General features: G+C 67.0%; 26 protein-coding genes, 1 pseudogene and 1 riboswitch. Of the genes and pseudogenes, 11 read left to right on the forward strand and 16 right to left on the reverse strand.

Going from position 1 to position 25,179, the window contains the following annotated elements:
• Nucleotides 1-48 precede the first annotated feature (48 nt).
• Nucleotides 49-504, forward strand: a complete 456-nt coding sequence (locus ACZYW1_RS15450; RefSeq protein ID WP_463787054.1) for an SRPBCC family protein — start codon at nucleotides 49-51, stop codon at nucleotides 502-504.
• Here ACZYW1_RS15450 and ACZYW1_RS15455 read toward each other — a convergent pair.
• Complete coding sequence (locus tag ACZYW1_RS15455) at nucleotides 501-1,670, reverse strand: pyridoxal phosphate-dependent aminotransferase (protein ID WP_463787056.1); 1,170 nt, start codon at nucleotides 1,668-1,670, stop codon at nucleotides 501-503. The two genes, ACZYW1_RS15450 and ACZYW1_RS15455, sit on opposite strands and share 4 nt — an antisense overlap.
• A 139-nt stretch (nucleotides 1,671-1,809) precedes the next feature.
• Here ACZYW1_RS15455 and ACZYW1_RS15460 point away from each other — a divergent pair, with 139 nt between their 5' ends.
• Together ACZYW1_RS15460 and ACZYW1_RS15465 are read left to right on the forward strand one after the other, a co-directional pair.
• Entirely contained in the window at nucleotides 1,810-3,021 is a 1,212-nt protein-coding gene (locus ACZYW1_RS15460; protein WP_463787057.1) for an acetyl-CoA C-acetyltransferase, read from the forward strand.
• A 4-nt stretch (nucleotides 3,022-3,025) separates the two neighbouring features.
• Nucleotides 3,026-5,170, forward strand: a complete 2,145-nt coding sequence (locus ACZYW1_RS15465) for a 3-hydroxyacyl-CoA dehydrogenase NAD-binding domain-containing protein (RefSeq protein WP_463787058.1) — start codon at nucleotides 3,026-3,028, stop codon at nucleotides 5,168-5,170.
• Between the two features lie 107 nt (nucleotides 5,171-5,277).
• Here the strand turns inward: ACZYW1_RS15465 and ACZYW1_RS15470 are convergent, their stop codons facing one another.
• The 3 genes from ACZYW1_RS15470 to ACZYW1_RS15480 form a co-directional block, all read right to left on the reverse strand.
• Nucleotides 5,278-5,577, reverse strand: coding sequence for a hypothetical protein (locus ACZYW1_RS15470; RefSeq protein ID WP_463787059.1), 300 nt, complete (start codon nucleotides 5,575-5,577; stop codon nucleotides 5,278-5,280).
• 99 nt (nucleotides 5,578-5,676) lie between these two features.
• Nucleotides 5,677-6,279, reverse strand: coding sequence for a class I SAM-dependent methyltransferase (locus tag ACZYW1_RS15475; RefSeq protein WP_463787060.1), 603 nt, complete (start codon nucleotides 6,277-6,279; stop codon nucleotides 5,677-5,679).
• 280 nt (nucleotides 6,280-6,559) lie between these two features.
• The gene (locus ACZYW1_RS15480) at nucleotides 6,560-7,420 is read right to left on the reverse strand and encodes an LLM class F420-dependent oxidoreductase (protein ID WP_463787061.1); all 861 of its coding nucleotides are present in this window, start codon (nucleotides 7,418-7,420) and stop codon (nucleotides 6,560-6,562) included.
• Nucleotides 7,421-7,456: 36 nt separating this feature from the next.
• Here ACZYW1_RS15480 and ACZYW1_RS15485 point away from each other — a divergent pair, with 36 nt between their 5' ends.
• Nucleotides 7,457-8,446 (forward strand): LLM class F420-dependent oxidoreductase, encoded by a 990-nt coding sequence (locus ACZYW1_RS15485; protein WP_463787062.1) that lies wholly within the window; start codon nucleotides 7,457-7,459, stop codon nucleotides 8,444-8,446.
• Here the strand turns inward: ACZYW1_RS15485 and ACZYW1_RS15490 are convergent.
• From ACZYW1_RS15490 to ACZYW1_RS15505, 4 genes are read right to left on the reverse strand one after another with little or no spacing between them, the layout of a single operon-like run.
• Complete coding sequence (locus tag ACZYW1_RS15490) at nucleotides 8,443-8,736, reverse strand: putative quinol monooxygenase (protein ID WP_463787063.1); 294 nt, start codon at nucleotides 8,734-8,736, stop codon at nucleotides 8,443-8,445. The genes ACZYW1_RS15485 and ACZYW1_RS15490 overlap by 4 nt on opposite strands.
• Nucleotides 8,737-8,738: 2 nt before the next feature.
• Nucleotides 8,739-9,713 carry an ABC transporter substrate-binding protein gene (locus ACZYW1_RS15495; protein WP_463787845.1) on the reverse strand — a complete coding sequence of 325 codons (975 nt, stop codon included), beginning with the start codon at nucleotides 9,711-9,713 and terminating at the stop codon, nucleotides 8,739-8,741.
• A gap of 56 nt (nucleotides 9,714-9,769) precedes the next feature.
• Nucleotides 9,770-10,501: an ABC transporter ATP-binding protein gene (locus ACZYW1_RS15500; RefSeq protein WP_463787064.1), complete on the reverse strand. Its 732-nt coding sequence runs from the start codon at nucleotides 10,499-10,501 to the stop codon at nucleotides 9,770-9,772.
• Nucleotides 10,498-11,292, reverse strand: coding sequence for an ABC transporter permease (locus tag ACZYW1_RS15505; protein WP_463787066.1), 795 nt, complete (start codon nucleotides 11,290-11,292; stop codon nucleotides 10,498-10,500). Before ACZYW1_RS15505 ends, ACZYW1_RS15500 begins: the two co-directional genes overlap by 4 nt.
• Before the next feature lie 178 nt (nucleotides 11,293-11,470).
• Between ACZYW1_RS15505 and ACZYW1_RS15510 the strand changes: the two genes are divergently transcribed.
• A complete protein-coding gene (locus ACZYW1_RS15510; RefSeq protein ID WP_463787067.1) occupies nucleotides 11,471-11,890 on the forward strand; it encodes a Zn-ribbon domain-containing OB-fold protein in 420 nt (139 codons plus the stop codon).
• A gap of 1 nt (nucleotide 11,891) precedes the next feature.
• Entirely contained in the window at nucleotides 11,892-13,037 is a 1,146-nt protein-coding gene (locus tag ACZYW1_RS15515) for a thiolase family protein (protein ID WP_463787068.1), read from the forward strand.
• 7 nt (nucleotides 13,038-13,044) lie between these two features.
• On the opposite strand, the gene ACZYW1_RS15520 is transcribed toward ACZYW1_RS15515, so the two are convergent.
• Both ACZYW1_RS15520 and ACZYW1_RS15525 read right to left on the reverse strand, forming a co-directional pair.
• Entirely contained in the window at nucleotides 13,045-14,694 is a 1,650-nt protein-coding gene (locus ACZYW1_RS15520; protein ID WP_463787070.1) for a DNA repair helicase XPB, read from the reverse strand.
• 87 nt (nucleotides 14,695-14,781) lie between these two features.
• Complete coding sequence (locus tag ACZYW1_RS15525) at nucleotides 14,782-17,031, reverse strand: helicase-associated domain-containing protein (protein ID WP_463787071.1); 2,250 nt, start codon at nucleotides 17,029-17,031, stop codon at nucleotides 14,782-14,784.
• An 86-nt stretch (nucleotides 17,032-17,117) separates the two neighbouring features.
• On the opposite strand from ACZYW1_RS15525, the gene ACZYW1_RS15530 reads away from it, so the two are divergent.
• Nucleotides 17,118-17,318, forward strand: a complete 201-nt coding sequence (locus ACZYW1_RS15530) for a hypothetical protein (protein WP_463787072.1) — start codon at nucleotides 17,118-17,120, stop codon at nucleotides 17,316-17,318.
• A 29-nt stretch (nucleotides 17,319-17,347) separates the two neighbouring features.
• Here ACZYW1_RS15530 and ACZYW1_RS15535 read toward each other — a convergent pair whose 3' ends face one another.
• Both ACZYW1_RS15535 and ACZYW1_RS15540 read right to left on the reverse strand, forming a co-directional pair.
• Entirely contained in the window at nucleotides 17,348-18,220 is an 873-nt protein-coding gene (locus tag ACZYW1_RS15535; RefSeq protein ID WP_463787073.1) for a transglycosylase family protein, read from the reverse strand.
• Between the two features lie 10 nt (nucleotides 18,221-18,230).
• Nucleotides 18,231-18,414, reverse strand: a riboswitch (cyclic di-AMP (ydaO/yuaA leader).
• A gap of 285 nt (nucleotides 18,415-18,699) precedes the next feature.
• Nucleotides 18,700-19,113: a YccF domain-containing protein gene (locus ACZYW1_RS15540; protein WP_463787074.1), complete on the reverse strand. Its 414-nt coding sequence runs from the start codon at nucleotides 19,111-19,113 to the stop codon at nucleotides 18,700-18,702.
• A gap of 155 nt (nucleotides 19,114-19,268) precedes the next feature.
• Here ACZYW1_RS15540 and ACZYW1_RS15545 point away from each other — a divergent pair, with 155 nt between their 5' ends.
• The 3 genes from ACZYW1_RS15545 to ACZYW1_RS15555 all read left to right on the forward strand — a co-directional run bounded on the left by ACZYW1_RS15545 (nucleotide 19,269) and on the right by ACZYW1_RS15555 (nucleotide 20,989).
• The gene (locus ACZYW1_RS15545; RefSeq protein WP_463787075.1) at nucleotides 19,269-19,679 is read left to right on the forward strand and encodes a cold-shock protein; all 411 of its coding nucleotides are present in this window, start codon (nucleotides 19,269-19,271) and stop codon (nucleotides 19,677-19,679) included.
• 55 nt (nucleotides 19,680-19,734) lie between these two features.
• Nucleotides 19,735-20,742, forward strand: coding sequence for a glutathione S-transferase family protein (locus tag ACZYW1_RS15550; RefSeq protein ID WP_463787846.1), 1,008 nt, complete (start codon nucleotides 19,735-19,737; stop codon nucleotides 20,740-20,742).
• 79 nt (nucleotides 20,743-20,821) lie between these two features.
• Entirely contained in the window at nucleotides 20,822-20,989 is a 168-nt protein-coding gene (locus ACZYW1_RS15555) for a hypothetical protein (protein WP_463787076.1), read from the forward strand.
• Between the two features lie 15 nt (nucleotides 20,990-21,004).
• On the opposite strand, the gene ACZYW1_RS15560 is transcribed toward ACZYW1_RS15555, so the two are convergent.
• Nucleotides 21,005-21,496, reverse strand: coding sequence for a DUF2771 domain-containing protein (locus ACZYW1_RS15560; RefSeq protein WP_463787077.1), 492 nt, complete (start codon nucleotides 21,494-21,496; stop codon nucleotides 21,005-21,007).
• On the reverse strand, nucleotides 21,493-23,178 hold the full coding sequence (locus tag ACZYW1_RS15565; protein WP_463787078.1) for an MFS transporter: 1,686 nt from the start codon (nucleotides 23,176-23,178) through the stop codon (nucleotides 21,493-21,495). Before ACZYW1_RS15565 ends, ACZYW1_RS15560 begins: the two co-directional genes overlap by 4 nt.
• Nucleotides 23,179-23,266: 88 nt before the next feature.
• On the opposite strand from ACZYW1_RS15565, the pseudogene ACZYW1_RS15570 reads away from it, so the two are divergent.
• Nucleotides 23,267-24,046 (forward strand): annotated as a pseudogene (locus tag ACZYW1_RS15570) (DUF3027 domain-containing protein); the annotation flags it as partial.
• Between the two features lie 248 nt (nucleotides 24,047-24,294).
• Here the strand turns inward: ACZYW1_RS15570 and ACZYW1_RS15575 are convergent.
• Nucleotides 24,295-24,750: an SRPBCC family protein gene (locus ACZYW1_RS15575; RefSeq protein ID WP_463787080.1), complete on the reverse strand. Its 456-nt coding sequence runs from the start codon at nucleotides 24,748-24,750 to the stop codon at nucleotides 24,295-24,297.
• A gap of 10 nt (nucleotides 24,751-24,760) precedes the next feature.
• Nucleotides 24,761-25,033, reverse strand: a complete 273-nt coding sequence (locus tag ACZYW1_RS15580; protein WP_463787081.1) for a DUF2530 domain-containing protein — start codon at nucleotides 25,031-25,033, stop codon at nucleotides 24,761-24,763.
• Nucleotides 25,034-25,179 lie beyond the last annotated feature (146 nt).

Consider the following 25,179-nt stretch of genomic DNA (forward strand, 5'->3'; position numbering starts at 1 on the left):
CCCAACAGTAGGCTTCGCGAATGCCCCTGCGTTGCTACTTTGCTCGTAGTGGCCGTACAAGCTTCGCGTGAGGTTGTCATCGAGGCGCCGCCGGAGACCATTCTGGAGGCGCTGGCCGACGTGGGCTCGGTACCGTCCTGGTCCGCGGTGCACAAGCGGGCCGAGGTCATCGACTGCTATCCCGACGGTCGTCCCCACCACGCGAAGGTCACCATTCGGGTGTCCGGCATCGTCGACACCGAGGTGATCGAGTACCACTGGGGTCCCGACTGGGTGGTGTGGGATGCGAGCAGGACGCTGCAGCAGCATGCGCAGCACGCCGAGTACACCATGCACCGCGAGACCGAGGACCGGACGCGGGTGCGTTTCGAGATCACCCTCGAGCCGTCGGCGCCGATCCCGGAGTTCTTGATCAACCGCGCTCGCCGCAAGATCCTTTACGCCGCAACCGAAGGACTGCGCCGCAAGGTGATGGCCGTCGTCCAGGCGAACCAGTCGGCCTAGCCGCGTAGTCGCGCGAGCCGGCGGATCGCTTCGTCGAGGGTGTCCTCGCGTTTGCAGAATGTGAAGCGCACCAGATGGTTCCATGCGGCCGAGTGGTCCGCGGCGGGATCGCAGAATGCCGTCATCGGAATCGCGGCCACCCCGACCTGTTCGGGTAGTGCCGCGCAGAACGCGGTGCTGTCGTCGTAGCCCAGCGGTCGCGGGTCGGCGCAGACGAAGTAGGTGCCGGCGCTGTCATGGACCGCGAAGCCGACCTCGGTCAGACCGCGGATGAGACGATCACGCCTGCCCTGCAACGAGTTTCGCAATGCCTCCACCCAGGCGTCCTGGGTGTTGAGGGCATCGGCCACCGCCGGCTGGAACGGTGCGCCGCCGACGTAGGTCAGATACTGTTTAGCCGCCCGCACGCCCTGGATGAGTTCCGCGGGGCCGCAAGCCCAACCGATTTTCCAGCCGGTGCAGTTGAACATCTTCGCCGCACTCGAGATCGTCACGGTGCGCTCGGCCATCCCGTCGAAGCCGGCCAGCGGGAGATGCCGCCGGCCGTCGAACACCAGGTGCTCGTAGACCTCGTCGGTGATGACCAGCAGGTCGGCCGCGACGGCGATCTCGGCGATCGCGGTCAGCTCCGCGGCGCTGAGCACTGTGCCGGTGGGGTTGTGCGGCGAGTTCAGGATCAAGGCCCGGGTGCGGGGTGTCACAGCTCGCCGCAGCGCGTCGATGTCGAGCGCGAAGTCCCGCCCGTCGGGCACCAACGGCACCACCACCCGCCGGGCGCCGGCCATCGCCACCACCGGGGAGTAGGAGTCGTAGAACGGCTGGATCAGGATGACCTCGGCGCCCGGTTCGACCAGACCGAACACCGCCGCGGCGATGGCCTCGGTGGCTCCGACGGTGACCAGCACTTCGGTCGCCGGGTCGTAGTCGACCCCGTGGATGCGTTTGCGCTGGGCGGCGACCGCTTCCCGGAGTGCCGGTATGCCGATGCCCGGCGGGTACTGGTTGACGCCATCGGCGATGGCGTCCTGGGCGAGCTCGAGCATGGCCGGCGGCCCGTCCTCGTCCGGAAATCCCTGGCCGAGATTGACCGCGCCGATGCGTGCCGCCAGCGCGGACATCTCGGCGAACACCGTGGTTGCGTACGGCTGCAGTCGCTTCACCGTCATGGCCGTCGAGCCTAAGCCAAGCCCTCCCAACCAACAGGTTGGCCGGGCACTTTGTTAGGGTGCCGGGTGGAGGACTAGCGTCGCCAACGGCGGGATCCGTCGCCGGATCTCAAAATCAAACGGTTAAGAGGAATCAGTCATGTCCGAAGAAGCCTTCATCTATGAGGCCATCCGCACGCCGCGCGGCAAGCAGCGCAAAGGGTCGCTCAACGAGGTCAAGCCGCTGAACCTGGTCGTCGGCCTGGTCGACGAACTGCGCCGGCGCTTTCCCGATCTGGACGAGACCCTGATCAGCGACATGATCCTGGGCGTGGTGTCGCCGGTTGGCGACCAGGGCGGCGACATCGCCCGCACCGCGGTGCTGGCCGCCGGGTTGCCCGAGACCACCGGTGGCGTGCAGCTCAACCGGTTCTGCGCCTCCGGCCTGGAAGCCGTCAACACCGCCGCGCAGAAGGTCCGCTCCGGCTGGGACGACCTGGTGCTGGCCGGTGGTGTCGAGTCGATGAGCCGTGTCCCGATGGGTTCCGACGGCGGCGCCTGGGCCACCGACCCGGAGACCAACTACCGGATCGGCTTCGTCCCGCAGGGCATCGGCGCCGACCTGATCGCCACCATCGAGGGCTTCTCCCGTGAGGACGTCGACCGCTACGCGCTGCGCTCGCAGGAGAAGGCGGCCGCGGCCTGGTCCGGTGGTTACTTCGCCAAATCGGTTGTGCCGGTTCGCGACCAGAACGGCCTGACCATCCTCGACCACGACGAGCACATGCGGCCCGACAGCGACCTGGAAAGCCTCGGCAAGCTGAAGACCGCGTTCGACGGCATCGGTGAAATGGGTGGCTTCGACGACGTGGCACTGACGAAGTACCACGCCGTCGAGAAGATCAACCACGTCCACACCGGCGGTAACAGCTCCGGCATCGTCGACGGCGCCGCGTTGGTGCTGGTCGGTTCCGAGTCCGCGGGCAAATCGCAGGGCCTGACCCCGCGGGCGCGCATCGTGGCGACGGCCACCAGCGGTTCGGACCCGGTCATCATGCTGACCGGGCCGACGCCGGCCACCAAGAAGGTGCTCGACCGGGCGGGCCTGACGGTCGACGACATCGACCTGTTCGAGCTCAACGAGGCCTTCGCCTCCGTCGTGCTGAAGTTCCAGAAGGATCTCGACATCCCGGACGAGAAGCTGAACGTCAACGGCGGTGCCATCGCGATGGGACACCCGCTGGGTGCCACCGGCGCGATGATCACCGGAACCATGGTCGACGAGCTGGAGCGCCGCAACGCGCACCGCGCGCTGATCACGCTGTGCATCGGCGGCGGCATGGGTGTCGCCACCATCATCGAGAGGGTTTAAGACCATGGCAGAGAACACCATTCAGTGGGACAAGGATGCCGACGGCATCGTCACGTTGACCCTCGATGACCCCACCGGGTCGGCGAACGTGATGAACGAGCACTACGCGGAGTCGATGCACAACGCGGTGGAAAAGCTTGTCGCCGAGAAGGATTCGGTTACCGGCGTGGTCATCACCAGTGCGAAGAAGACCTTCTTCGCCGGTGGCGACCTCAAGAGCATGATCAACCTCGGCCCGGAGAACGCCGGTGAGGCCTTCGACACCGTCGAGGACGTCAAGCGTGACCTGCGTGCGCTGGAGACCCTCGGCAAGCCGGTGGTGGCCGCCATCAACGGCGCCGCGCTCGGCGGCGGTCTGGAGATCGCGCTGGCGTGTCACCACCGCATCGCCGCGGACGTCAAGGGCTTGGTTGTCGGTCTGCCCGAGGTGACGCTGGGCCTGCTGCCCGGCGGCGGCGGGGTGACCCGCACCGTGCGGATGTTCGGTATCCAGAACGCCTTCATGAACATCCTGTCCCAGGGCACCCGGTTCAAGGCCGACAAGGCCAAGGAGACCGGCCTGGTCGACGAGATCGTCGGTTCGGTGGACGAGCTGGTGCCCGCCGCCAAGGCCTGGATCAAGGCCAACCCCGACTCGCATGAGCAGCCGTGGGACAAGAAGGGCTACAAGATGCCCGGCGGCACCCCGTCCAGCCCCGCGCTGGCCGGCATCCTGCCGTCGTTCCCGGCGCTGCTGAAGAAGCAGCTCAAGGGTGCACCGATGCCGGCACCGCGGGCCATCCTGGACGCGGCCGTCGAGGGCGCGCAGGTGGACTTCGACACCGCAAGCCGGATCGAGAGCCGCTATTTCACCCAGCTGGTCACCGGCCAGGTCGCCAAGAACATGATCCAGGCGTTCTTCCTCGACCTGCAGCACATCAACGGTGGTGGGTCGCGTCCCGACGGCATCGAGTCGGTCAAGATCAACAAGATCGGCGTGCTGGGCGCGGGCATGATGGGCGCCGGAATCGCCTACGTGTCAGCCAAGGCCGGCTACGAGGTCGTGCTGAAGGACGTCAGCATCGAGGCCGCGCAGAAGGGCAAGGGCTACGCCGAGAAGCTCGAGGCCAAGGCGCTGCAGCGGGGCAAGACCACCGAGGAGAAGTCCAAGGAGCTGCTGGACCGGATCACTCCGGCCGCGGACCCGGCCGACCTCAAGGGCGTCGACTTCGTGGTCGAGGCGGTCTTCGAGAACCAGGACCTGAAGCACAAGGTGTTCCAGGAGATCGAGGACGTCGTCGAGCCCAACGCGCTGCTCGGGTCCAACACCTCCACGCTGCCGATCACCGGTCTGGCGACCGGTGTGAAGCGCCAGGAGGACTTCATCGGGATCCACTTCTTCTCCCCGGTCGACAAGATGCCGCTGGTCGAGATCATCAGGGGCGAGAAGACATCTGACGAAGCACTGGCCCGGGTGTTCGACTACACGCTGGCGATCGGCAAGACCCCGATCGTGGTCAACGACAGCCGCGGCTTCTTCACCAGCCGCGTCATCGGCACGTTCGTGAACGAAGCGCTGGCGATGCTGGGCGAGGGCGTCGAGCCGGCCAGCGTCGAGCACGCCGGTTCGCAGGCCGGATACCCGGCGCCGCCGCTGCAGCTGTCCGACGAGCTCAACCTCGAGCTTATGCACAAGATCGCGACCGCGAGCCGCAAGGGCATCGAGGATGCCGGTGGCACGTACGAGCCGCACCCGGCCGAGGCTGTGGTCGAGAAGATGATCGAGCTCGAGCGTCCGTCGCGGCTGAAGGGTGCCGGTTTCTACGAGTACGTCGACGGCAAGCGCACCCGGTTGTGGCCGGGCCTGCGCGAGACGTTCAAGTCAGGTTCGGCCGACCTGCCGCTGCAGGACATGGTCGACCGGATGCTGTTCGCCGAGGCGCTGGAAACCCAGAAGTGCTTGGACGAAGGCGTTCTGACGTCGACCGCCGACGCCAACATCGGCTCGATCATGGGCATCGGCTTCCCGCCGTACACCGGCGGCTCGGCCCAGTTCATCGTCGGCTACGAGGGAGCGCACGGCATCGGTAAAGAAGCCTTCGTCGCGCGGGCTCGCGAGCTGGCTGAGCGCTACGGCGACCGTTTCCTGCCGCCGTCTTCGCTGACCTGATTCAGGACACGCGAAAGCCCCTGAAGCCCAACGGTTTTCAGGGGCTTTCGTGTAGGCGCGATCGCCGCGTCACACCAGCCACTCGCGCCCCCGCCGACGAGCGGCACTCAAAGTGCCCACCTCTCAGCGACAACAGACGATCGGAGGGCAAGCACGCGCTGGTGGATTCGATAGTCGGTGGATCGCGGAATGTACCCGGGACCGTATCGTCCGCGACCGACTCGATGCACCCGACCGTGCTCGATCTCCCAGCGCAGCGCGTCGGACACGACCTTGGACGGCCGACCCCGAACGCCGAAACCGTGGTGGTGAAGTCCGTCGATCAATTCCGCCACGGTCGCCGGACCCTGGTTCGCCAAGTGGAAGGTCAGGACGTAACGCAACTCGGTACCGCGAAGCACTCTCATCACCGAACCGTCGCACGCCGTTGTGACACCTTCGCGATTGTCGCTGTGAGGCGGGCACATCGAGTGCCACCTCGACGGGTTAGTGATGTGACTCGTTGCCTACTCGCTGCGCTGGAACAAGTAGTAGCGACCTGGGTTCTTCTCGGCCCGATCCAGCGCCGCCTCCTCGCCGGACGTCAGGAGGGTCCAGCCGCTGGCGAACCTTCGCGCGACCTCTGCCGGTGCGACGCCGCGCACACCGCGTCGCACGCCGGGGGGCATGGCGATGATCAGGAGCCGCCCCGCAGGCGCCGCGACCGCAGTGACTTCACGGACGTAAGCTTCGCGGTCGCTGTCGCTCATGGCATGCAGGCAGCCGTTGTCGGTGATCAGGTCGAATCCGTCGCCGAGTCCCTCAGAGCTCAAACGGGTGACGTCGGCCCGCTCGAATCGCACGTCGACATGCTGCTTCCGCGCTTTGCTTCGGGCCAGTTCGATGGCTTGGGCGACGAAGTCCACGGCCGTGACCTGCCAGCCGTGATTCGCCAGGAAAATGGCGTTGTCGCCTGTGCCACAACCGAGTTCGAGCGCGGTACCGACGGGAAGCGGTGGCGCGCCGTTCCCCTCGATCAGGTCGCGCAAGCTTTGCGCCAGCGGGTGGCCGTCCCACGGCTTGAACCCGAACAGATAGAACAGCCGGAACATGGTGTGCTTGGACGACATGGGCATACGGTAGCCCGGCCGGGCCGGTCAGATCCGTCACTGTGGCCTATCCGAGAGCCGACAGTCACTTTGCCCACCTCGTAGCGACAACGGTCGCTCGCAGTTTTAGCACGCGACGGTGGATTCGGTATCAGGTCGATCGCGGTATGCGGGCCGGGTCGTATCGACCGCGACCAGTCCGACACCCCGTCGATTGTCGCTGTGAGGTGGGCACTTTGGGTGCCGCTGCCCTCGCTGCGACGGGTGCGGCGGGCGCGAAGGATGCGGCGGGTGTGAATCGCTACGACAGCGCCGCGGCGATACGCCGCCACTGCTCGCGCGGGTATGCCGTGGGATCGCTCAGCAGCACCTGAACGCAGACGTGATCGGCGCCGGCCGAACGATGCTCGGAGACCCTGCGCAGGATGGCGTCCTCGTCGCCCCACGCGATGATCGCGTTGAACAACCGCTCGCTCACCTGGGTCACGTCGTCTTCGGTGAAGCCAGACCGCAGCAGGTTGTTGGCGTAGTTCGGCAGCGCCAAATAGGAACGCAGCCAATCGGTCCCGATGGTGCGCGCCTCTTCGGGGTCGTCGGTGAGAATGACCGTCTGCTCGGGCAGCAGCAGCGGCCCATCGCCCAGCGTCGCGCGGGCCGACGCGGTGTGCTCCGGGGTGACCAGGTACGGGTGTGCGCCCGCCCCGCGCTGTGCCGACAGCGACAGCATCTTCGGCCCGAGTGCGGCCAATACCCGACGCGACACGGGAACGGGTTGTGGCGTCGCGTCCAACTCGTCGAGGAACGATGCCGTGGCCGCCAAAGGTTTGCGGTATCGCCCGGGCGAGCCGGCGTCGATCAGCGGTGCGTGGCTGACGCCGATCCCGAGCAGGAAGCGATCACCGTGGTCGCTGGTCAGCGCGGCGAAGTTGGCTGCGACGTCGCCCGGTGTGTGCATCCACAGGTTGAGGATTCCGGTGGCGATCGTGGTCTTCTTGGTCGCCGCCAGCAGGTTGCCCACCGCGTCGAAGACGTTGCCGCCGACGTCGGGTATCCACAATGCCCGGAAGCCCAGCTCATCCAATTCTGCTGCCGCATCGGCGGATTCGCTTGCGTTGCCGTAGCGAAGCTGGCTGCTCCAGATCCCGATCCCGGTGAGGTCCATCCGGCCAGCTTACGGCCCGCGCTAGAGTCGTGAGTTATGCGCTTCGGATTCTTCATCCCGCAGGGTTGGCGGCTCGATCTGGTCGGAATCGACGTCGGCAAACACTGGTCGGTGATGCGTGATCTGGCCACCTACGCCGACGGCAGCGCCTGGGATTCGGTATGGGTTTACGACCACTTCCACACCGTGCCCATGCCCACCGGCGAGGCCACCCACGAGGCGTGGTCGTTGATGTCGGCGTATGCGGCGACTACGTCGCGAATCAAACTCGGTCAGATGTGCACCGCGATGAGCTACCGCAATCCCGCCTACCTCGCCAAAGTCGCTGCGACGGCGGACATCATCTCCGGTGGTCGCGTCCAGATGGGTATCGGTGGCGGCTGGTACGAGCATGAATGGCGGGCGTACGGCTATGGCTTTCCGTCGGCGGGCGTGCGACTTGCGCGCCTCGACGAAGGTGTGCAGATCATGCGTGATGCCTGGCGGCACGGCAAAGTCAGTTTCGAAGGCAAGCACTACCAGGTCGACGGCGCAATCGTCGAGCCCAAACCGCTGCAGGACAACGGGATTCCACTGTGGATCGCCGGCGGTGGCGAGCAGAAGACGCTGCGCATCGCTGCCAAGTACGCGCAGTACACCAACTTCACCGGCGAACCGGACGGGTTCAAGCACAAGTCCGAGGTGCTGGCCGGCCACTGTCGTGACGTGGGCACCGACTTCGACGCCATTGTCCGGTCGGTCAACGTCAACGCAGTCGTCGACGAAGACCAGCGCGGCGTCGACGACCGCCTGCGGCGCATCCGTGACCGTCTGACCGGCTACGTGCCGGAGTCAGCGGCCGAGTCGATGATCGGCAACACCAGCGGACCCGATTCGGCAGCCGGAACTCCCGAGCAGGTCATCGAGCGCCTGACGAAGTTGCGCGACCTCGGCTGCGAATACGTGATCTGTTACTTCCCCGAGGCCGCCTACGACCGCTCCGGCGTCGAACTCTTCGAGCGCGAGATCATCCCGGCGTTGAGCTAGATGTCGCTGGTCAAGTACCGGATCTTGACTGGGGGTGCGGCCAGCAGCGGCGGCAACTGGGTCAGCTTGCCTTCGCCGGCGCGAAACGCGCGATAGGCGTCGTCGGCCTCGACGGACTCCCAGATCTCGTAGATCAGCCAATGCGCCTCATCGTCGGTGTCGATGAGCGTCTCAGTTCGCACGTTGCCCTCGAACGCCCGGGTGTCCTGCAGCGCGCGGCCCATCAGTTCGCGCCCTGCGGCGACCTCCTCGGGCTTGAACCGGAGTTCAAGTGTCACCGTGACCGTCATCGTCATCTCCTCGTGGTCGGCTCTTCATGCTGCTCGCTCGCGAGCACACCGTTGAACCTACGGTCGACCCATCTGCCGAAGTCGGGCGCCTCCGGAATCTGGTCCGCGGATGCGAACAACTCGGCCAGTCGTTGTTCGGACGCCACCACCTTGTCATCGAGCGGAACACTCAGCCGCCGAAGCCTGCTCTGGGCCAGTGCGGAGATCTTGAGGTTCAAACCGACTGCGGCCGAATACTTCCTGGCCCACTGGTCCGGATTGTCACGTGCCCACTGCGCCGCCTTCTGGTAACGCACCAGCAGGTCGGACAATGCGGTGTTGCGCTGCGGATCGGTCAGCGCCTTCACCGACGCGCTGCCGAACTGGTAGCCGTTTTCGGCCGAACCGATACTGCGCACCTTCAGCGTCAAATTGGCTTGCGCCGTATAGGGTTCCCAGATCACCCAGGCATCGCCCTGCCCGTTTGCGAACGCCGAGAGCGCGTCGGCGGGCTGTAGGAACACCAGCTTGACGTCCTTGGGTTTGATCCCGGCGTCGGCGAGATGTTCGAGGATGTTGGCATGAGCGGCGCTGCCTTTGGCCACCAGCAGCGTCTTGCCGCGCAGATCGGGGACGCCGGTGATGGACGAGTTGGTGCGCACCAGGATCTGCTCGCCCGTCTGGGCGCCGTCGTAGACCGAGACGACCCGCGTCTTCGAATTGGCTGCCGCGCCGAACACCGGAGGCGTGTTGCCGGTGACCGCGAAGTCGATCCGGCCCGCGTTCAGCGCTTCGATTTGCGGCGGTCCGAAGGTGAACGTGGAGAACGCAATCCGATAGGGCAGACCCTCGAGAGCATTCGCCGCCTGCAGCAGGGCCTGGGTTCCACCCTTCTGGTCGCCGACGCGCAATGTCAGCCCGGACAGTTCCGACGTCGGCACCGCCGCCGGCACGGCGAGCGGCTTCGGTCCGGATTCGCGCGACACACAACCCGTCATGCCGCCGAGTAAGACGGCCGCGGCGAGGGCGTGAAAGGCGAACCGCCGCTTGGTGATCAATGCCGAACGCCGAGTTTGTCGAGCAACTCGGAGCGGTACTCGTCGTGGCGGGCAGTGCGCTCGGACGGCCGTGGTGACTCGATGGTGAGGGAGTGGGCGACGTGACCCTGCTCGAGGACCAGCACCCGGTCGGCCAGCTCGACCGCCTCGTCCACGTCGTGGGTGACCAGCAGGACGCCGAACCCGTGGGTCCGCCAGAGGTCCAGCAGCAGTGCCCGCATGGACAGCCGGGTGAGTGCGTCCAGGGCGCCGAACGGTTCGTCGAGCAGTAGCAGTTGCGGCTCGGCCACCAGCGCCCGGGCCAGCGAAACTCGTTGAGCCTGACCGCCTGACAACGTCAACGGCCACGCCTCAGCGTGCTCGCTGAGCCCGATCTCGGCCAGGGCCAGCTCGCTGCGGGCCCGGGCGGCGTCGCGCGACAGCGCAGTGCGGTTGAGCCCGTACTGCACATTGGTCAGGACGTCGCGCCACGGAAACAGTCGCGGCTCCTGAAAGGCGACCGCGGGCGCCCCGCTGACCTCGCGCTGGCCCGCGTGATCGTCCGAAAGGCCTGCCAGCAACCGCAATACGGTTGACTTACCGCATCCGCTGCGTCCGACCAGCGCGACGATCTCACCGGCCCGCACCTCCAGCGAGATACCGTCGAGGATGCGCTTGCCGCCGTAGAATTTGTTGACGTTGCTGAGTCGGCCGACGACGGTGGTCTGCCGTTCGGATGTCACGGTCATGTGCGGTACCTCAAGGCTCGATGTTCCAGCGCCCTGACGATGGCGTCGGTGATGATGCCCAGCAGCGCGTAGACCGCGAGGCAGAAGATGATGATGTCGATCCGCAGAAAGTCGCGAGCGTTGTTGATCAGGTAGCCGATGCCCTTGTCGGCGTTGATCTGCTCGGCCACGATCAGCGTCAGCCAGGCGATCGCCAACGACTGCCGAAGGCCGACCAGCACCTGCGGAGCCGCGCTGGGCAGCAGGATGGTGCGCAGCCGTTGCCACAGCGAAAAGCCAAGAATGTCAGCGGTTTCCAGTAATTTGGGGTCCACCTGCCGAATCGCGGAGAAGGTATTGAGGTAGAGCGGAAAAGCAACTCCGAGCGCGACCAGGTTCACTTTGGCCAGCTCGCCGATGCCGAACCAGAGAATGAACAGCGGGATCAGCCCCAGGTGCGGCAGCGCTCGCAGCATTTGCAGCGGTGGATCGACAGTGGCCTCGACCCAGGGCGAGAGCCCCACCGCGATGCCCAGGGCGACCCCGGCGATTCCGCCCAGGAGCAGTCCCTCGACGACGCGGAGTCCGGACACCTCCAGCGCCTCGGCCAATTTCCCGTTCTGGATCAGCTGCCAGCCGGCTTCGAAAATCAGCTGCGGCGCCGGCAGCACGTCGCCGGGGATCAGCCGGGTGGCGCTGAGTAACTGCCACAGCACCAGCAGCGCGACCGGCGACGACCATCGCAGGATGTTCCATCGATGGGTGTCCCAGACCTGGGTGACTCTCGGTGCCGCCTCGTCGGTGACGGTCATTGCGTCGACGCTGGCAGACGCGCCCGCGGGGCTGAAGGGTTTAGCTCCCGGTGAAGGGAAAACGGGCGGTGGCCCCCATCCACGAGCAGAAATGAGAATGCGGTTTCCGATTTTGCGGAATGCTGTTGTACCGTTCTGTGAGCGCATTATCAGTTCGGCGGCTGATGGAGGATCTTCGATGCAGAAGGCAATCGACCCCAGCATCTCTACCTGGCCCGATGACGATCCTCAGTTGATCGGCAGTCGGTGCGGCGCGTGCGGCGCGACCACCTTCCCGGTGCAGGACCTCTGCCCGAGGTGCAGTGCCCCGTCGATGTCGGACGTCAAGCTTCCGCGTTCCGGGACCTTGATCGCCTGGACGACGCAGGGCTTCCCGCCCGGTGCCCCGTACGCCGGTCCGATCGGCGAGGACTTCGTGCCCTTCGGCGTCGGCCTGGTCCAGTTGGACGACGTGATCCGGGTCGAAGGCCGGCTGACCGAAAACGACCCGGCCAAGCTCAAGTTCGGCCAGGCGGTCGAACTGACCATGATTCCGTTCGCCACCGACGTCGACGGCAACGAGATCGTCACGTTCGCGTTCCAGCCGGTAGGAGCCTGAGATGACCAACGATGTCGCCATCATCGGAGTCGGACTGCACCCGTTCGGCCGCTTCGACAAGACCGCGATGCAGATGGGCGCCGAGGCCATCCAGTCCGCATTGGCCGACGCCCGGGTGGACTGGAAGGACATCCAGTTCGGCTTCGGCGGCAGCCACGAGGTGTCCAACCCGGACGCCGTCACCCGGCTGGTCGGGCTGACCGGCATCACGTTCACCAACGTCTTCAATGCCTGTGCCACCGCGGCCAGCGCGATCCAGCAGACCGCCGACACCATCCGGCTGGGCAAGTACGACATCGGCATCGCGATCGGGCTGGACAAGCACCCGCGCGGCGCGTTCACCGACGACCCCGCGAAGTTGGCGTTGCCGCAGTGGTACGCGGAAAACGGGCAGTTCGTCACCACCAAGTTCTTCGGGATGAAAGCCAATCACTACTTCCACAAGCACGGCATTTCCGAGGAGACGCTGGCGCGGGTTGCCAACAAGAATTTCCGCAACGGTGCGCTAAATCCGAATGCCTTCCGGCGCAAGGAGATATCGATCGAGGCGATCATGGCCTCGCCGGTGCTGAACTACCCCCTGCGGCAGTACATGTTCTGCGCGCCCGACGAGGGCGCCGCGGCCGTGATCATGTGCCGCGCCGACATCGCGCACAAGTACACCGACAAACCGGTCTACGTGCGCGCCACCGAGATCCGTACCCGCACCTATGGCGCCTACGAAGTGCACGCCACGTTCGCCCCGCTGGACGAGGACGTCTCGCCGACCGTCTACGCCTCCAAGGCCGCCTATGAGACCGCGGGTATAGGCCCCGAGGACGTCGACGTCGCTCAACTTCAGGACACCGACGCCGGCAACGAAGTGATCCACATGGCCGAGACGGGCCTGTGCGCCGACGGCGAGCAGGAGAAGCTGCTGGCCGACGGCGCTACCGAGATCCACGGCTCGATTCCGGTCAACACCGACGGTGGACTGATCGCCAACGGCGAGCCGATCGGCGCATCGGGCCTGCGTCAGGTGCACGAACTGGTCCGTCAGCTACGCGGTGAGGCCGGCGAGCGTCAGGTGCCCGGCAACCCGCGCGTCGGTCTGGCGCAGGTGTACGGCGCACCCGGCACCGCGTCCGCGACCATCCTGTCGCTCTGAACGCAGGTCAGATCGTCGGCCCCAACAGGTCGTCGGCGTCGCGGATCACGTAGCCGTAGCCCTGCTCGGCCAGAAAGCGCTGTCGGTGTGCGGCGTACTCCGCGTCCAGGCTGTCGCGAGCCACCACCGAGTAGAACACCGCTCCGCCGCCGTCCGCCTTGGGGCGCAGCAGCCGGCCCAGCCGTTGCGCCTCTTCTTGTCGCGACCCGAACGTTCCTGAAACCTGCACTGCGACAGAGGCTTCCGGTAAGTCAATGGAGAAGTTGGCCACTTTGGAGACCACCAGGGTGGTCACCTCGCCGCGGCGGAAGGCGTCGAACAGCGCTTCGCGTTCGGCGTTCTTGGTCGAACCCTGGATCACCGGGGCGTCCAGCATGGTGCCGAGCTCGTCGAGCTGATCGAGGTAGGCGCCGATCACCAGGGTCGGTTCACCCGGATGCCGGTCCAGAATCGACTTGACCACAGCGACTTTCGAATGCGCGGTCGAGCAGAGCTTGTAGCGTTCCTCGGGCTCGGCGGTGGCGTAGATCATCCGCTCGTTGTCGGTCATCGTGACCCGCACCTCGATGCACTCCGCCGGCGCGATCCAGCCCTGCGCCTCGATGTCCTTCCACGGCGCGTCGTAGCGCTTCGGCCCGATCAACGAGAACACGTCACCCTCGCGGCCGTCCTCGCGGATCAGCGTCGCGGTCAGCCCGAGCCGGCGCCGCGACTGCAGATCGGCCGTCATCCGGAACACCGGGGCGGGCAGCAGGTGCACCTCGTCGTAGACGATCAGGCCCCAGTCGCGGCTGTCGAACAACTCCAGATGGCGGTACTCGCCCTTGGTGCGACGGGTGATCACCTGGTAGGTCGCGATGGTGACCGGCCGAATCTCTTTGCGCTCGCCGGAATATTCGCCGATCTCTTCCTCGGTCAACGACGTGCGCGCGATCAGCTCGCGCTTCCACTGCCGGCCCGCAACGGTGTTGGTGACCAGGATCAGCGTGGTCGCGCTGGCCTTGGCCATCGCCGCGGCCCCGACCAGCGTCTTGCCCGCCCCGCATGGCAGCACCACCACGCCCGAGCCGCCGGCCCAGAACGAGTCGGCGGCCATTTCCTGGTAGTCGCGCAGTTGCCAGCCGTCCTGCGACAAGCTGATCGGGTGCGCCTCGCCGTTGACGTAGCCGGCCAGATCCTCGGCGGGCCAGCCGATTTTGAGCAGCATCTGCTTGACCCGCCCGCGCTCGCTGGGATGCACGACCACGGTGTCGTCGTCGATGCGGGCGCCCAGCATCGGCGCGATCTTCTTGTGCCGCAACACTTCTTCGAGCACCGCGCGGTCAAAGCTCACCAGCGTCAGGCCGTGTACCGGACTCTTCACCAGTTGCAGCCGGCCGTAGCGGGCCATGGTGTCCACGATGTCGACCAGCAGCGGCTGCGGTACCGCGTACCGGGAGAAGCTGACCAGTGCGTCGACGACCTGCTCGGCGTCGTGGCCGGCGGCGCGGGCGTTCCACAGGGCCAGCGGGGTGATCCGGTAGGTGTGGATGTGTTCGGGTGCGCGTTCCAGTTCGGCGAACGGGGCGATGGCCGCCCGCGCCGCGCCGGCGAGCTCATGGTCGACTTCCAGCAGCACGGTCTTGTCGGACTGCACGATCAGTGGTCCGTCAGTCATCAGCGCCACCCCTCCTCGTCGGCGCCGCGCCTGCGGCATGGTCGGGTCGTCGGCGGCATACTCCCATTATCCGGATGACGCCGACAGTCAGTTGTCGGCGTCGGCCGGCATCACCGACGTGATGCGGTGAATGGCGAAGTCACGGGCGCTGCTGGACGCCGAATCGAACGCGACCAGCTGCCCACCTCGCACCGCGATCGGGGCCACCACCCGCTGGGTCGCGACGCCGGCGGCGTCGACGTACTTGATCAGCACGGTGTCCTCATCTCGGGCCGCACGCTGCAACAGCGACATCGCCACCGCCGGATCGATCCGCAGGCTGTCGAATGGGGCGGTGGTGACTTTCCGCAGCACCGCAACCACCGCGCTCAGCGTCTCGCTGCTGGGCTGGCCGGTCGGCCGCCGGGCGCGGTGGCGCTGCGGGGCGGGAACCCGCGCGCCGCGGGCCCGGATGTCGACGATGGTGCCGGTGGAGTCTTCGGCGGCCGGGGCGAAGCCGGCGTCCTGCAGAGCGGCGAGCACTTCGCCGATCGGCGCCTGCGAGATCGCCACGGTCGGCGCCAACACGCGCAGGCCGAGGTGTTCGGCCCCGGCGGCGGCCTGGGCGAGCAGCGCGGGGTCCTCGCACCGCACGAACGACGCGGCCATGCCGAGGCGCAGCTGACCGTGCCGGCGGGCCACGTCGTCGATCAGGTAGGTCAAGCCTTGTGGCACCGGCGTTTTGGAGTGCTTGGTGAACAGGGCGTGCAATTCGCCGGCGGTTTTGCCGATGTCGAGGGCGTGCCGGATGGACGGTTCGCTGACCCGATACACCATTGCGGTGCCGGCTGATTCGACGGTGGCCACCTTCGCAAGTTCGTCGGCCAGCTCACGTTCCAGCGGCCCGGGCACCACGACGGTCAAGTCGGCCTGCACCAGAAAGTGGTCGATCGGGGTGGGTAACGCGCGTGCCATCGCGGCGATCGCGGCGTCCGCGGCGCCTTCGATGAACACCCGGCCGGGAGTGCTGATCGCCCCGCGGCCCACCAGGCCGAGCTTCTGCGCTTCATCCAGAAGGTCGGCGATCGGCGCGGGTTGCAACCGCTTGGCCCAACGCGGCCGCCGCCAGATCAACGCCGCCGACGCGGTGTTCTTGTCTACTCCCGATCCGGGCGACAGTCCGGTCAGCATGTCCAGCAGCAGCCGGCGATCCAGCGGTGCCGCCGTCGAGTAGAGCGAATCAGAAAGCGCAGCATAGGGTTTGGCGTCTGGCCCGCGACTCCCGATCAACGCCGGCCGGGCCGCCAGATCGAGCCAGGTGGTGGCCAACAGATGCCAGCGCTCGGCGGTGGTCGCCTCGCTGAACCGGTCGGCGGCCACCGTCGGGGCCCAGTAGGGCGGGTCGCCGGCGGCCGGTTGCGGGTCCGGGAGTCCGCTGGCGATCAGCCCGGCCGCGGCGGCGAGTTCGAGAATCAGCCCCAGCCGGGCCTCATCGACGCCGGTGACCTTGGCCAGCCGCCGCACCTCCCGGACGCCGAGCCCGCCACTGCGTAGCTCGGAAATAGGTGTGGCGCTGAGCGTTTCGATGAGAAGGTCGAGTTCGCGGAGTAGGTCGATGATGGCACCCGCCGCCGCGGAGTCGGCGTCGGCCGGGGTGGTGGTGGTCACCACCGGATCGGGCGCCGCGAGGCGTGCCGGTCCGGCTTCCTCGCCGCGCATGACCTGTCCGACGTGCCGTGGCAGGATCACCGTGTCGGCGTCGATACGGCGCAGTAAACCTATCGAAATCAACTGGGGCACAGGACGATCAGCGGGAGCACCGGGTGCCGCGTCACGGGTGCGTCCCAACGGGGAACCTTCCAGAAGACGGTCGAGCACCTCACGCTGCGGTTCGTCGAGACCGTCGATCAGCTCGGCGATCCGCTCAGGGCTTTGCGACGCGTCCTCCAGCGTCACCTGCCCGATGTACCAGGGCAGACCGCCACCCGCGTCGGCGGCCACCCGGATCTCGCTGTCACCCCAGGCGAGGGCGCGTTCCTTCAGGTCCTCGAGCGCGTCGAGAACATCGGCCTCGGGTGCCCGGTCACCGATGAGCGCCGACAACTTCGGCACCGGCACCGGCGCGGTGTCCGCCTGGAGCACGAGCAGCGCATCGATGACCGCCAGTCGCAGGAAATCCAGCTCGTCGGTAGCGGCCTTCAGCGACTGGCGTGCCTGGGCGCGGGCCGCCAGTGCGGCGATACTGCCGGGCGGCGGCTGGGCGAGATCCGGCCGCAACTCCAGCAGACGGATCAATCGCTCGTCGGGCAGCTCGGCCAGCCATGACCCCAGCGGGATGCCCGAGGTGTGTTCGGTCATTGCTGACCAGCGTAAAGCAGTCGCGCGAGTGGACTGTCCCCGCCGACGGAGGGTAAAGCGGGCACCGCCGCGCCGGACCTGTCAGAATGGACCGCGTGGCTGACAAGAAGGCGCAGAAGACTCGTTACGTCGACAACGGCTGGCCGACGTCCAACCCGGACGACCATGCCGTGAGTGAACTGGCTTCCGACCGGGTCGGAGCGCTGTCGCCGTTCGGTGACGTGGTCTTCCCGCTGCCCGCGGACGATCTGCCGTACGTTCACCCGGTCACCGACGTCAACCGCTAGGCGGTTCGTCCGCCGGAACGCCGCCCTGGCTAGGCGAGCGACTGCAGCGCCGGGTTACCGCTCACGTTCTGCGACTGGATCGCTGTGAGCAGGTCCTTGACGTAGCCCGGTGCCGGGTCCTGCGGAAGTGCCGTCCACGAGCTCACAGCATTCGCCTGGTGCACATCTTGCGGACCGTCAACCGGCGCCTGGGCGGCGACCGGCTCGGCATGAACCGGCTCGACCGGGGGAGCGGGTTCGGGCGCAGGATCGGCCGGCGCAGGCGCCTCGGGGGCGGGCGCCTCTGGCGCCGGAGCCTCCGGTGCGGGAGCTTCGGGTGCCGGTGCTTCGGGAGCTGGTGCCGTCACGGCCACGGCCTGCACCTGCATCGGCGCGGGGTCAGCGGCGACTGGCTCGGGCGCCGGCGGGGGCGGCAGCTCGGCAGGAGGCGGGGGGAGCTCGGCGGGCGGGGGCGGGAGCTCCGCCGGTGGAGGCGGGAGCTCGAACAGGGGCGGCGGAGCGTCGGGTGCGGGCGCGTCGGCAAGCACGTTGCGCGGGGTGGCGGCTGAAAGCCCCCGGCCGCAGACCGGCCAGGCGCCCTTGCCCTGGGAGGCCAGCACTCGCTCGGCGACCGCGATCTGCTGGTCTCGACTGGCCTGGTTGGCCGACGAGGCGAACTCGCTGCCACCGTGTGAGGCCCACGTGCCTTGGGAGAACTGCAACCCGCCGTGGTAGCCGTTGCCGGTGTTGATCGCCCAGTTGCCGCCGGATTCGCAGGAGGCGACGCGGTCCCATTCGCTATCGGGGGCCGCGGCCGCGTTGGCGGCGAACGCGATGCCGCCGCCGCCGATCACTGCGCCGGTGAAGGCCAGTTTTGCGACGCCGACGGTGGACGTGGTGGGTTTACGATGACGGCCGCTCATAGCCCTAAGAAAGTCCTCTCGTACGCGCCTACGAGGTCAGCTGTCGGGTTCGGGCGGAAGAGGTCGCCCGGCCGTCGAGTTTCCGGGGAGGAAACTTTCCGGCTTCACCCCAAGGAGCCGCTAGCGGCCCCAGGTTCGATTTCGGCGGACCATTGGGTCCCCCGCCTCCATCCACGGATTGGCGTTACTCACCTATTGGATGGAGCTCGGCGCTATAGGCGAGAAGGCCTACCGCGCAGGGAAACTCGGTGGGCCCGCGCACGACGCTAGCTGGTGTTAGCAGTGGAGTCATTTTCTGGAAGATGCCGCGTTTCGCGTGTCGCGAGCAGGGAAAACGCCAGGAGGATCCGCCGTTTACGCTGGTTGAGAGCTTCGCAATCAGGCCGTTGCCGAGCCGTGATCAAACCGTTATGTGATTCATTTCACAGCGCCTTCCGGGACTAATCCCAGGTCACCGGCCGGTGCTTCAGCCGACAATTTCAGCCCCGCGCGACCGGTGCGGCGGTCCAGGGCGCCGGATTGTCGACCGGCACGATCTCCTTGCCCAGCGGAACCAGCGAGACCGGGATCAGCTTCAGGTTGGCCAAAGCCAGCGGGATACCGACGATCGTCACGGCCATCGCCGCGGCACTGACCAGATGCCCGATCGCCAGCCAGATTCCACACAGCAGAATCCAGACGACATTGCCGAGCACGGCGCCCGTTCGGATGCCGGGCTTGTCGACGACCGTTCGTCCGAACGGCCACAGCGCGTAGGACGCGATTCGCAGGGAGGCGAAGCCGAACGGGATCGTCACGATCAGCGCGAAGCAGATCAGCGCCGCGAGCAGATATCCGAGGGCCAGCCACAGGCCACCGAACACCAGCCAGATGACATTGAGAATCAGGCGCATCGTTCCCTCCAGAGGTGACTCCAGGGTAGGCGAGAAACTCTGGTGCTCAGCCGGCAGCGTTCCGAGTAGGATCGGTCGTCATCGCGTCCTGCGCAGGCGGGGCGCTTCGTTGTGTAGGCCTCGTGAGCGATTCGTTAGACAAGCAGGTGAGACCGGTGCCGACTGGCAAGGTGAAGTGGTACGACGCTGAGAAGGGATTCGGCTTCCTATCCCAAGAGGAAGGCGAGGACGTCTACGTCCGCTCCTCCGCGTTGCCCGCGGGCGTCGAAGGCCTGAAAGCGGGGCAGAAGGTCGAATTCGGCCTGGCCTCCGGGCGCCGCGGTCCGCAGGCGCTGAGCCTGAAACTGATCGACCCGCCGCCTACGCTCGGCAGCCGTCCCCGCCGTGAGAGCCCGGCCGAGCACAAGCACAGCCCCGACGAGCTACACGGCATGGTCGAGGACATGATCACGCTGCTGGAAGGCACTGTGCAGCCCGAACTGCGCAAGGGCCGCTACCCGGATCGCAAGATCGCGCGCAAAGTGTCCGAGGTGGTCAAGGCGGTGGCGCGCGAGTTGGACGCCTGAGCCTCGCGCAACAACACCGATTTCTATCGGTAGCGAAAACCTGACGGAGGTCGATATCCCTACCTACCTCGCCGAGAACGGCGAATTCGCCCGTGACACCAAGTACATCGACACCCGGATCACCGCCGACGGCCGCGACGGTTATCCAGTGGAACCGGACCGCTATCGGCTGATCGTGGCCAGGGCCTGCCCGTGGGCCAACCGCGCGATCATCGTCCGTCGGCTGCTCGGTCTGGAAGATGTTCTCTCCATTGGGTTTTGCGGCCCCACCCACGACAAGCGCAGCTGGACGTTCGACCTCGATCCCGACGGTGTCGACCCGGTGCTGAAAATCCCGCGCCTGCAGGACGCCTACTTCGCCCGCTTCCCGGACTATCCCAAAGGCATCACGGTGCCGGCGATCGTCGACGTGCCGAGCGGAGCGGTCGTCACCAACGATTTCCCGCAGATGACGCTGGACCTGTCGACCGAATGGGCGGCCCACCACCGCGATGGCGCCCCGCAGCTGTATCCCGAGCCTCTACGCGCCGAGATCGACGAGGTGAGCGAGCGGATCTACACCGAGATCAACAACGGCGTATACCGGTGCGGCTTCGCCGGCTCGCAGCAGGCGTACGAAGATGCTTACGAACGGCTTTTCGCCGCCATCGACTGGGTCAGCGATCGGCTCGAGACGCAGCGGTACCTGGTCGGCGAGACGATCACCGAAGCCGACGTTCGCCTGTTCACCACGCTGGCCCGCTTCGATGCCGTCTATCACGGTCACTTCAAGTGCAACCGAAGCAAGCTCACCGAGCTACCCGTGCTGTGGGCGTACGCACGAGACCTGTTCCAGACACCGGGTTTTGGCGATACCACCGACTTCGTCCAGATCAAGCAGCACTACTACCTGGTGCACGCCGACATCAACCCGAGCGGGATCGTGCCCAAGGGTCCGGAGCTGGCCAATTGGCTGACGGCTCACGGCCGGGAGTCGTTGGGCGGCAAGCCTTTCGGTGACGGCACGCCTCCTGGTCCGCCCCGCGACGGCGAGCAGGTGCCGGCGGACCACGGCGCGGTCTGACACCTCCGCCGGTTTCGAATGCCGCGATCCCGGACACTCTGCTCGGACGCACCCGCGGCAGTCGACAGGAAGGTTCCTCGTGAACCAGCAAGCTAGTGGCAAGCCCGATCCACATCCCAAGGACGCCAGGGAGGTGACCGAGGAGCAGCGTGAGATGCAGGACGAACTCGACCACCAGGATGGCGACCCGGACGGGCCCGGCCAACAACAATCTCGGCACAACACCGCCGGCGAAAGCACCCGCTAGATCACTGCGCGCGAATCAGCTCCACACCGTGCGGACCGACCATTCGGCATGCGGGACGCCTTGGACCTCGCCGTTCGGGTCGACATATGCCGTCATCAACTGCACGGCGATCCCGGTCAGCCGCCCGTGCTGGGAGTCGACGGTTGGAATGGTGACCGCGAGCCGGCTACCGGGGCGGTAGAACGTCGTCGCGGGAACGGCGGAGTCCTCGTACACCGTCAGCAGCCACCACGGCGCCTCGCCGATCGACTTCGGTACCGAAAGCTGAACGGGAGCACGCGAATTCACCTGTAACTGGCCCTGCGACTGCGCGTTTTGGCAGTCGGTGAGGTCCAGCACGTCGCAGTATCGGTAGGGCCCCACCCGCGTCGTGTGTCCGTTGGAGTACGCGCTGATCTCGGGACGCACCGGTCCCCGGTGATAGGCCAGCGCCCACGCTCCGACTCCGGAAGCGACCGTCAATATGGCCACGATCGCCAGCAGCGCATACCTTTTCGCCGACGTCACGCTCGCGGCACCGACGCGGTCCGATGCTCCTGATGACCGCCCTCCTGCTCGACCATCACCGGCCGGTTGCCGCCCAGCCCGGGGATCAGCGAGTCGCCATGGAAACTGACCACCGTCTGCGCCAGCCCGAGAATCAGCACCGACGTCACGACACTGAAGCCGACCCACAGGTCGGTGTACAGCAGGACACCCATCGCGCCGCCGAGTACCCAGGCGAGTTGCAGCGTGGACTCCGAACGTCCGAACGCCGACGCCCGCGACTCCTCCGGCAGATCGTCCTGAAGCGACGCGTCGAGCGCCGCCTTCGCGATCGCGCTCGAGCCCGACGTCACCAGGGTGGCGATGGCGACCATCAGCTGCGTTCCGGCGACCGCAGCGGCCAGCGCGACAGTCGTCACCGCCAGGGCGCAGCGCAGCACCAGGACCGCTGGTCGGCCCAATCGCAACCGGGCACTGGCGAAGTTTCCGGCGAAGTTACCGATGCCGGCAGCCGCGCCGATCATCCCGAGCATCGCCAGCTGCCGCCAGCCGTTGGCGTGGTGCGCCTTCGCGACGAATGCCGGATACAAAAACAGGAACCCGACCATCACTTTGATCGTGCAGTTGCCCCAGAGCGAAGTGATGATGTTGCGGCCCAACGGTTGTCGCAGCGCTCCGCTGGCCCGGCGGACCTCATCAGGCCAGTTGCGGCGTGGCGTGTCCTGCCGGTAGCTCAAGGTGGCCGGCACTTCGCCGGCGGTGACTTCAACCCATCGCGGGATGCGCATCGACAGCGCGGCTCCGCCTGCCGTCACTGCGATGACGACGAACAGCGCGCCCGGCAGCTGGAGCAGCCGGTCGCAGCCGTACTCGATGCCGGCGGCGATACCGCCACCCACGATGGTGCCGCCGAGCAGCCCGAACATGGTCAACCGCGAGTTCACCCGGACCAGGTCGATCGTCGGCGGCATCACCCGCGGCGTGACCGCACTGCGCAGCACGCTGAACGACTTGGAGAACACCATCATCATCAGCGCGCAGGGATACAGCACCCAGGATTGATAGCCGCCGGTGGCGGCGTCGTAATTGGCGATCAGAATCACGGCCAACACGGTGCGAAGCGCGAATGACGCCGCCAGCGCGACCCGGCGACCGTGCTGGAGCCGGTCGAGCGCCGGGCCGATCAGCGGGGCGATCACGGCGAACGGCGCGATGGTGATGAGCAGGTAGAGCGCCACCCTGTCCTTGCTCTCCCCGGTGGCCGCGGCGAAGAACAACGTGTTGGCCAGCGCGACCGCCATCGCCGCGTCGGTGGCGAAGTTGGCCACCACCGGCCAGGTCAGCGCGGTCAGCCCGGATTTGTCGGCGCCATCGGCGGTGGCGGCCCGCTGAACCAGGTCATACATCCGTGAACCCATTTCGCGACTGCGCAGCGCGGCGGCCCGGGTGACGGTCACCCGCTCACCGGAGGAGCCGGCTCGCGTCGGCTCGGTGCGACGCTGGGAATTGCTCTCGCGGTTCAGTGGCGGCAGGTAGCGATTGGAGCTGGGCATCGGCGGAGACCGGTGCGGACGGCGTTGGCCCGCCTCGTCGGCCGGGTAGTTGGCCATGCCAGGATGCTCGTCGGCCGGCCCGGTTCGACCACGCCGGCCGGGCGCCGAGCCGCGGCTCGCATCCCGGTCATTACCGCGCCGTCCAGCCATACCTCGATTCTCACCCATGCCGGCGGTGCTGGTGTGCAGGCGACCGGTGTGGCCATACCTCGCATATGTGCGGCAGAATCGGAGGCCCATGGAAACAACGGACGATGTGACCAGATCGAGCACGACGGAATGGTCGCCTGAATTGGCGACCGTTCTGACCGGCGCGGCCGATCTGGCCCGCGCGGCCGTGGTCGAGAGCAGCGGCGATGACACCGTGGGCGACTATCTGGGCGTCGGCTACGAGGACCCGAGCAGCGCGACGCATCGTTTCCTGGCCCACCTTCCCGGCTACCAGGGTTGGCAGTGGGCGGTCGTAGTCGCCAGTTACCCGGGGGCCGACCACGCGACTGTCAGCGAAGTGGTGCTGGTGCCCGGGCCGGAATCATTGCTGGCGCCGGAATGGCTGCCCTGGGATCAGCGCGTCCGGGCCGGCGACCTGAGTCCGGGCGATCTGCTGGCGCCACGGCTCGAGGACCCACGACTGGTGCCCGGTTACATGTCGTCCGGTGACCCGCAGGTCGACGAGACGGCCGGCGAGATCGGGCTGGGACGTCGTCAGGTGATGAGCCCCTGGGGACGCGCTGAGGCCGCCGAACGGTGGCACGACGGCGATCACGGGCCCCGCGCGCAGATGGCGCAGTCCACCAAGCGGGTCTGCCGCGACTGCGGTTTCTTCCTGCCGCTGGCGGGTTCGCTCGGTGGGATGTTCGGCGTTTGCGGCAACGAGTTGTCCGCCGATGGTCATGTGGTCGACTTCGAATACGGCTGTGGCGCGCATTCCGACACTCCTGCTCCGGCGGGCGGCGGTTCGCCGATGTACGACCCGTTCGACGACGGCGTGCTGGACGTCAGCGAGAAGCCGGCCGAGCAGCCCGCTGAAGCGGCTGTGGAACCGCCGGTTGAGGTGGCTGTGGAACCGCCCGTCGAGCTGGCCGCGGAAACTGCTGCCGAGGAGCCCGCCGTCGAAGAGCCCGCCGTCGAGGCGGCCGCGGAACTTGCCGTCGAAGAGCCCGCCGTCCAATCCGCTGAGCCGACGGACGTCCCAGCCGAAGAAGGGCTGGACAAGCCCGCCGAGGAATCGGTACAGGAACCTGGCGACGGTTCGCCGGAGCCGAGCTAGGCGCTTTCCGCGGCGGCCTTGATTCTGGCCAGCGAGACGTTCATGCCCTCGACGAGTTCGCGCTCGAAGCTGTCCGTTCCGCCCATCAGCGCATTGACGGCCATGCTGGAAATCGGCTTGACGCCATTCTCGGCGTGCCGGCTCTCGATCACCCTGGTGCCGCCCGCGAGCGGCTGCAGCTCGTAGCTCCAGATGGTGTTGTTCAAATTGACCCGGAATGCCAGTTTTTGTTCCGGCACCAGCTCGACGATGGTGGACGTGGTCGGCCAGACCAGCAGGTTGCGCCGGTTCAGGTTGAGGGTGCGGGTGCCGGGACGGACCTGGCCCAACGGCCGCATCAAGCGGCACTGCGAACTCCACTGCGGCATCCGACGGAAGTCGCTGATCAGCGCCCACACCGTCGACACGGGTGCGTCGATGTCGACCTCGGCTTGCAGTAACGGCGCCGCCATATCCCTACCTCTAGCTTCTGGGCTCGGTGGTGAGCCCGGTCTGAGCGCCCCGCGCACCCCGGCGGGCAGCTGCGCGCTGCCACAAGAAGATCGATGTGCCCAGGACGCCGACCGCGAGCCCTGCCAGAGTCAGCGGTCGCCAGGTGGTCAGGGCGGGAACGGCGAACGCCGCCACCGCGGCGACCAGCCACACCAGCGCACCGACCGCGATGATCGGCCGCGGATCCAGCAACGCAGCAGGTAGTGGTGGCGGCTCAACGATCTCGCCGGTCTCGTCGGACATCGAGATCAAGATAGCTTGACGACGATGCCGGCCGCGAGGGGCCGGAGGAGGAGTCGAGCCGTGGGGTGAGCTTGACGACGATGCCGGCCGCGAGGGGCCGGAGGAGGAGTCGAGCCGTGGGGTGAGCTTGACGACGATGCCGGCCG

The organism is Mycobacterium sp. IDUB_36 (assembly GCF_055419225.1).

Bases quoted from the DNA above. Each gene is read 5' to 3' on its own strand.
- ACZYW1_RS15455 (WP_463787056.1), bottom strand. From the start codon at position 1,670: ATGACGGTGAAGCGACTGCAGCCGTACGCAACCACGGTGTTCGCCGAG.
- ACZYW1_RS15460 (WP_463787057.1), top strand. From the start codon at position 1,810: ATGTCCGAAGAAGCCTTCATCTATGAGGCCATCCGCACGCCGCGCGGC.
- ACZYW1_RS15465 (WP_463787058.1), top strand. From the start codon at position 3,026: ATGGCAGAGAACACCATTCAGTGGGACAAGGATGCCGACGGCATCGTC.
- ACZYW1_RS15470 (WP_463787059.1), bottom strand. From the start codon at position 5,577: ATGAGAGTGCTTCGCGGTACCGAGTTGCGTTACGTCCTGACCTTCCAC.
- ACZYW1_RS15475 (WP_463787060.1), bottom strand. From the start codon at position 6,279: ATGTCGTCCAAGCACACCATGTTCCGGCTGTTCTATCTGTTCGGGTTC.
- ACZYW1_RS15480 (WP_463787061.1), bottom strand. From the start codon at position 7,420: ATGGACCTCACCGGGATCGGGATCTGGAGCAGCCAGCTTCGCTACGGC.
- ACZYW1_RS15485 (WP_463787062.1), top strand. From the start codon at position 7,457: ATGCGCTTCGGATTCTTCATCCCGCAGGGTTGGCGGCTCGATCTGGTC.
- ACZYW1_RS15490 (WP_463787063.1), bottom strand. From the start codon at position 8,736: ATGACGGTCACGGTGACACTTGAACTCCGGTTCAAGCCCGAGGAGGTC.
- ACZYW1_RS15495 (WP_463787845.1), bottom strand. From the start codon at position 9,713: ATGACGGGTTGTGTGTCGCGCGAATCCGGACCGAAGCCGCTCGCCGTG.
- ACZYW1_RS15500 (WP_463787064.1), bottom strand. From the start codon at position 10,501: ATGACCGTGACATCCGAACGGCAGACCACCGTCGTCGGCCGACTCAGC.
- ACZYW1_RS15505 (WP_463787066.1), bottom strand. From the start codon at position 11,292: ATGACCGTCACCGACGAGGCGGCACCGAGAGTCACCCAGGTCTGGGAC.
- ACZYW1_RS15510 (WP_463787067.1), top strand. From the start codon at position 11,471: ATGCAGAAGGCAATCGACCCCAGCATCTCTACCTGGCCCGATGACGAT.
- ACZYW1_RS15515 (WP_463787068.1), top strand. From the start codon at position 11,892: ATGACCAACGATGTCGCCATCATCGGAGTCGGACTGCACCCGTTCGGC.
- ACZYW1_RS15520 (WP_463787070.1), bottom strand. From the start codon at position 14,694: ATGACTGACGGACCACTGATCGTGCAGTCCGACAAGACCGTGCTGCTG.
- ACZYW1_RS15525 (WP_463787071.1), bottom strand. From the start codon at position 17,031: ATGACCGAACACACCTCGGGCATCCCGCTGGGGTCATGGCTGGCCGAG.
- ACZYW1_RS15530 (WP_463787072.1), top strand. From the start codon at position 17,118: ATGGACCGCGTGGCTGACAAGAAGGCGCAGAAGACTCGTTACGTCGAC.
- ACZYW1_RS15535 (WP_463787073.1), bottom strand. From the start codon at position 18,220: ATGAGCGGCCGTCATCGTAAACCCACCACGTCCACCGTCGGCGTCGCA.
- ACZYW1_RS15540 (WP_463787074.1), bottom strand. From the start codon at position 19,113: ATGCGCCTGATTCTCAATGTCATCTGGCTGGTGTTCGGTGGCCTGTGG.
- ACZYW1_RS15565 (WP_463787078.1), bottom strand. From the start codon at position 23,178: ATGGCTGGACGGCGCGGTAATGACCGGGATGCGAGCCGCGGCTCGGCG.
- ACZYW1_RS15575 (WP_463787080.1), bottom strand. From the start codon at position 24,750: ATGGCGGCGCCGTTACTGCAAGCCGAGGTCGACATCGACGCACCCGTG.
- ACZYW1_RS15580 (WP_463787081.1), bottom strand. From the start codon at position 25,033: ATGTCCGACGAGACCGGCGAGATCGTTGAGCCGCCACCACTACCTGCT.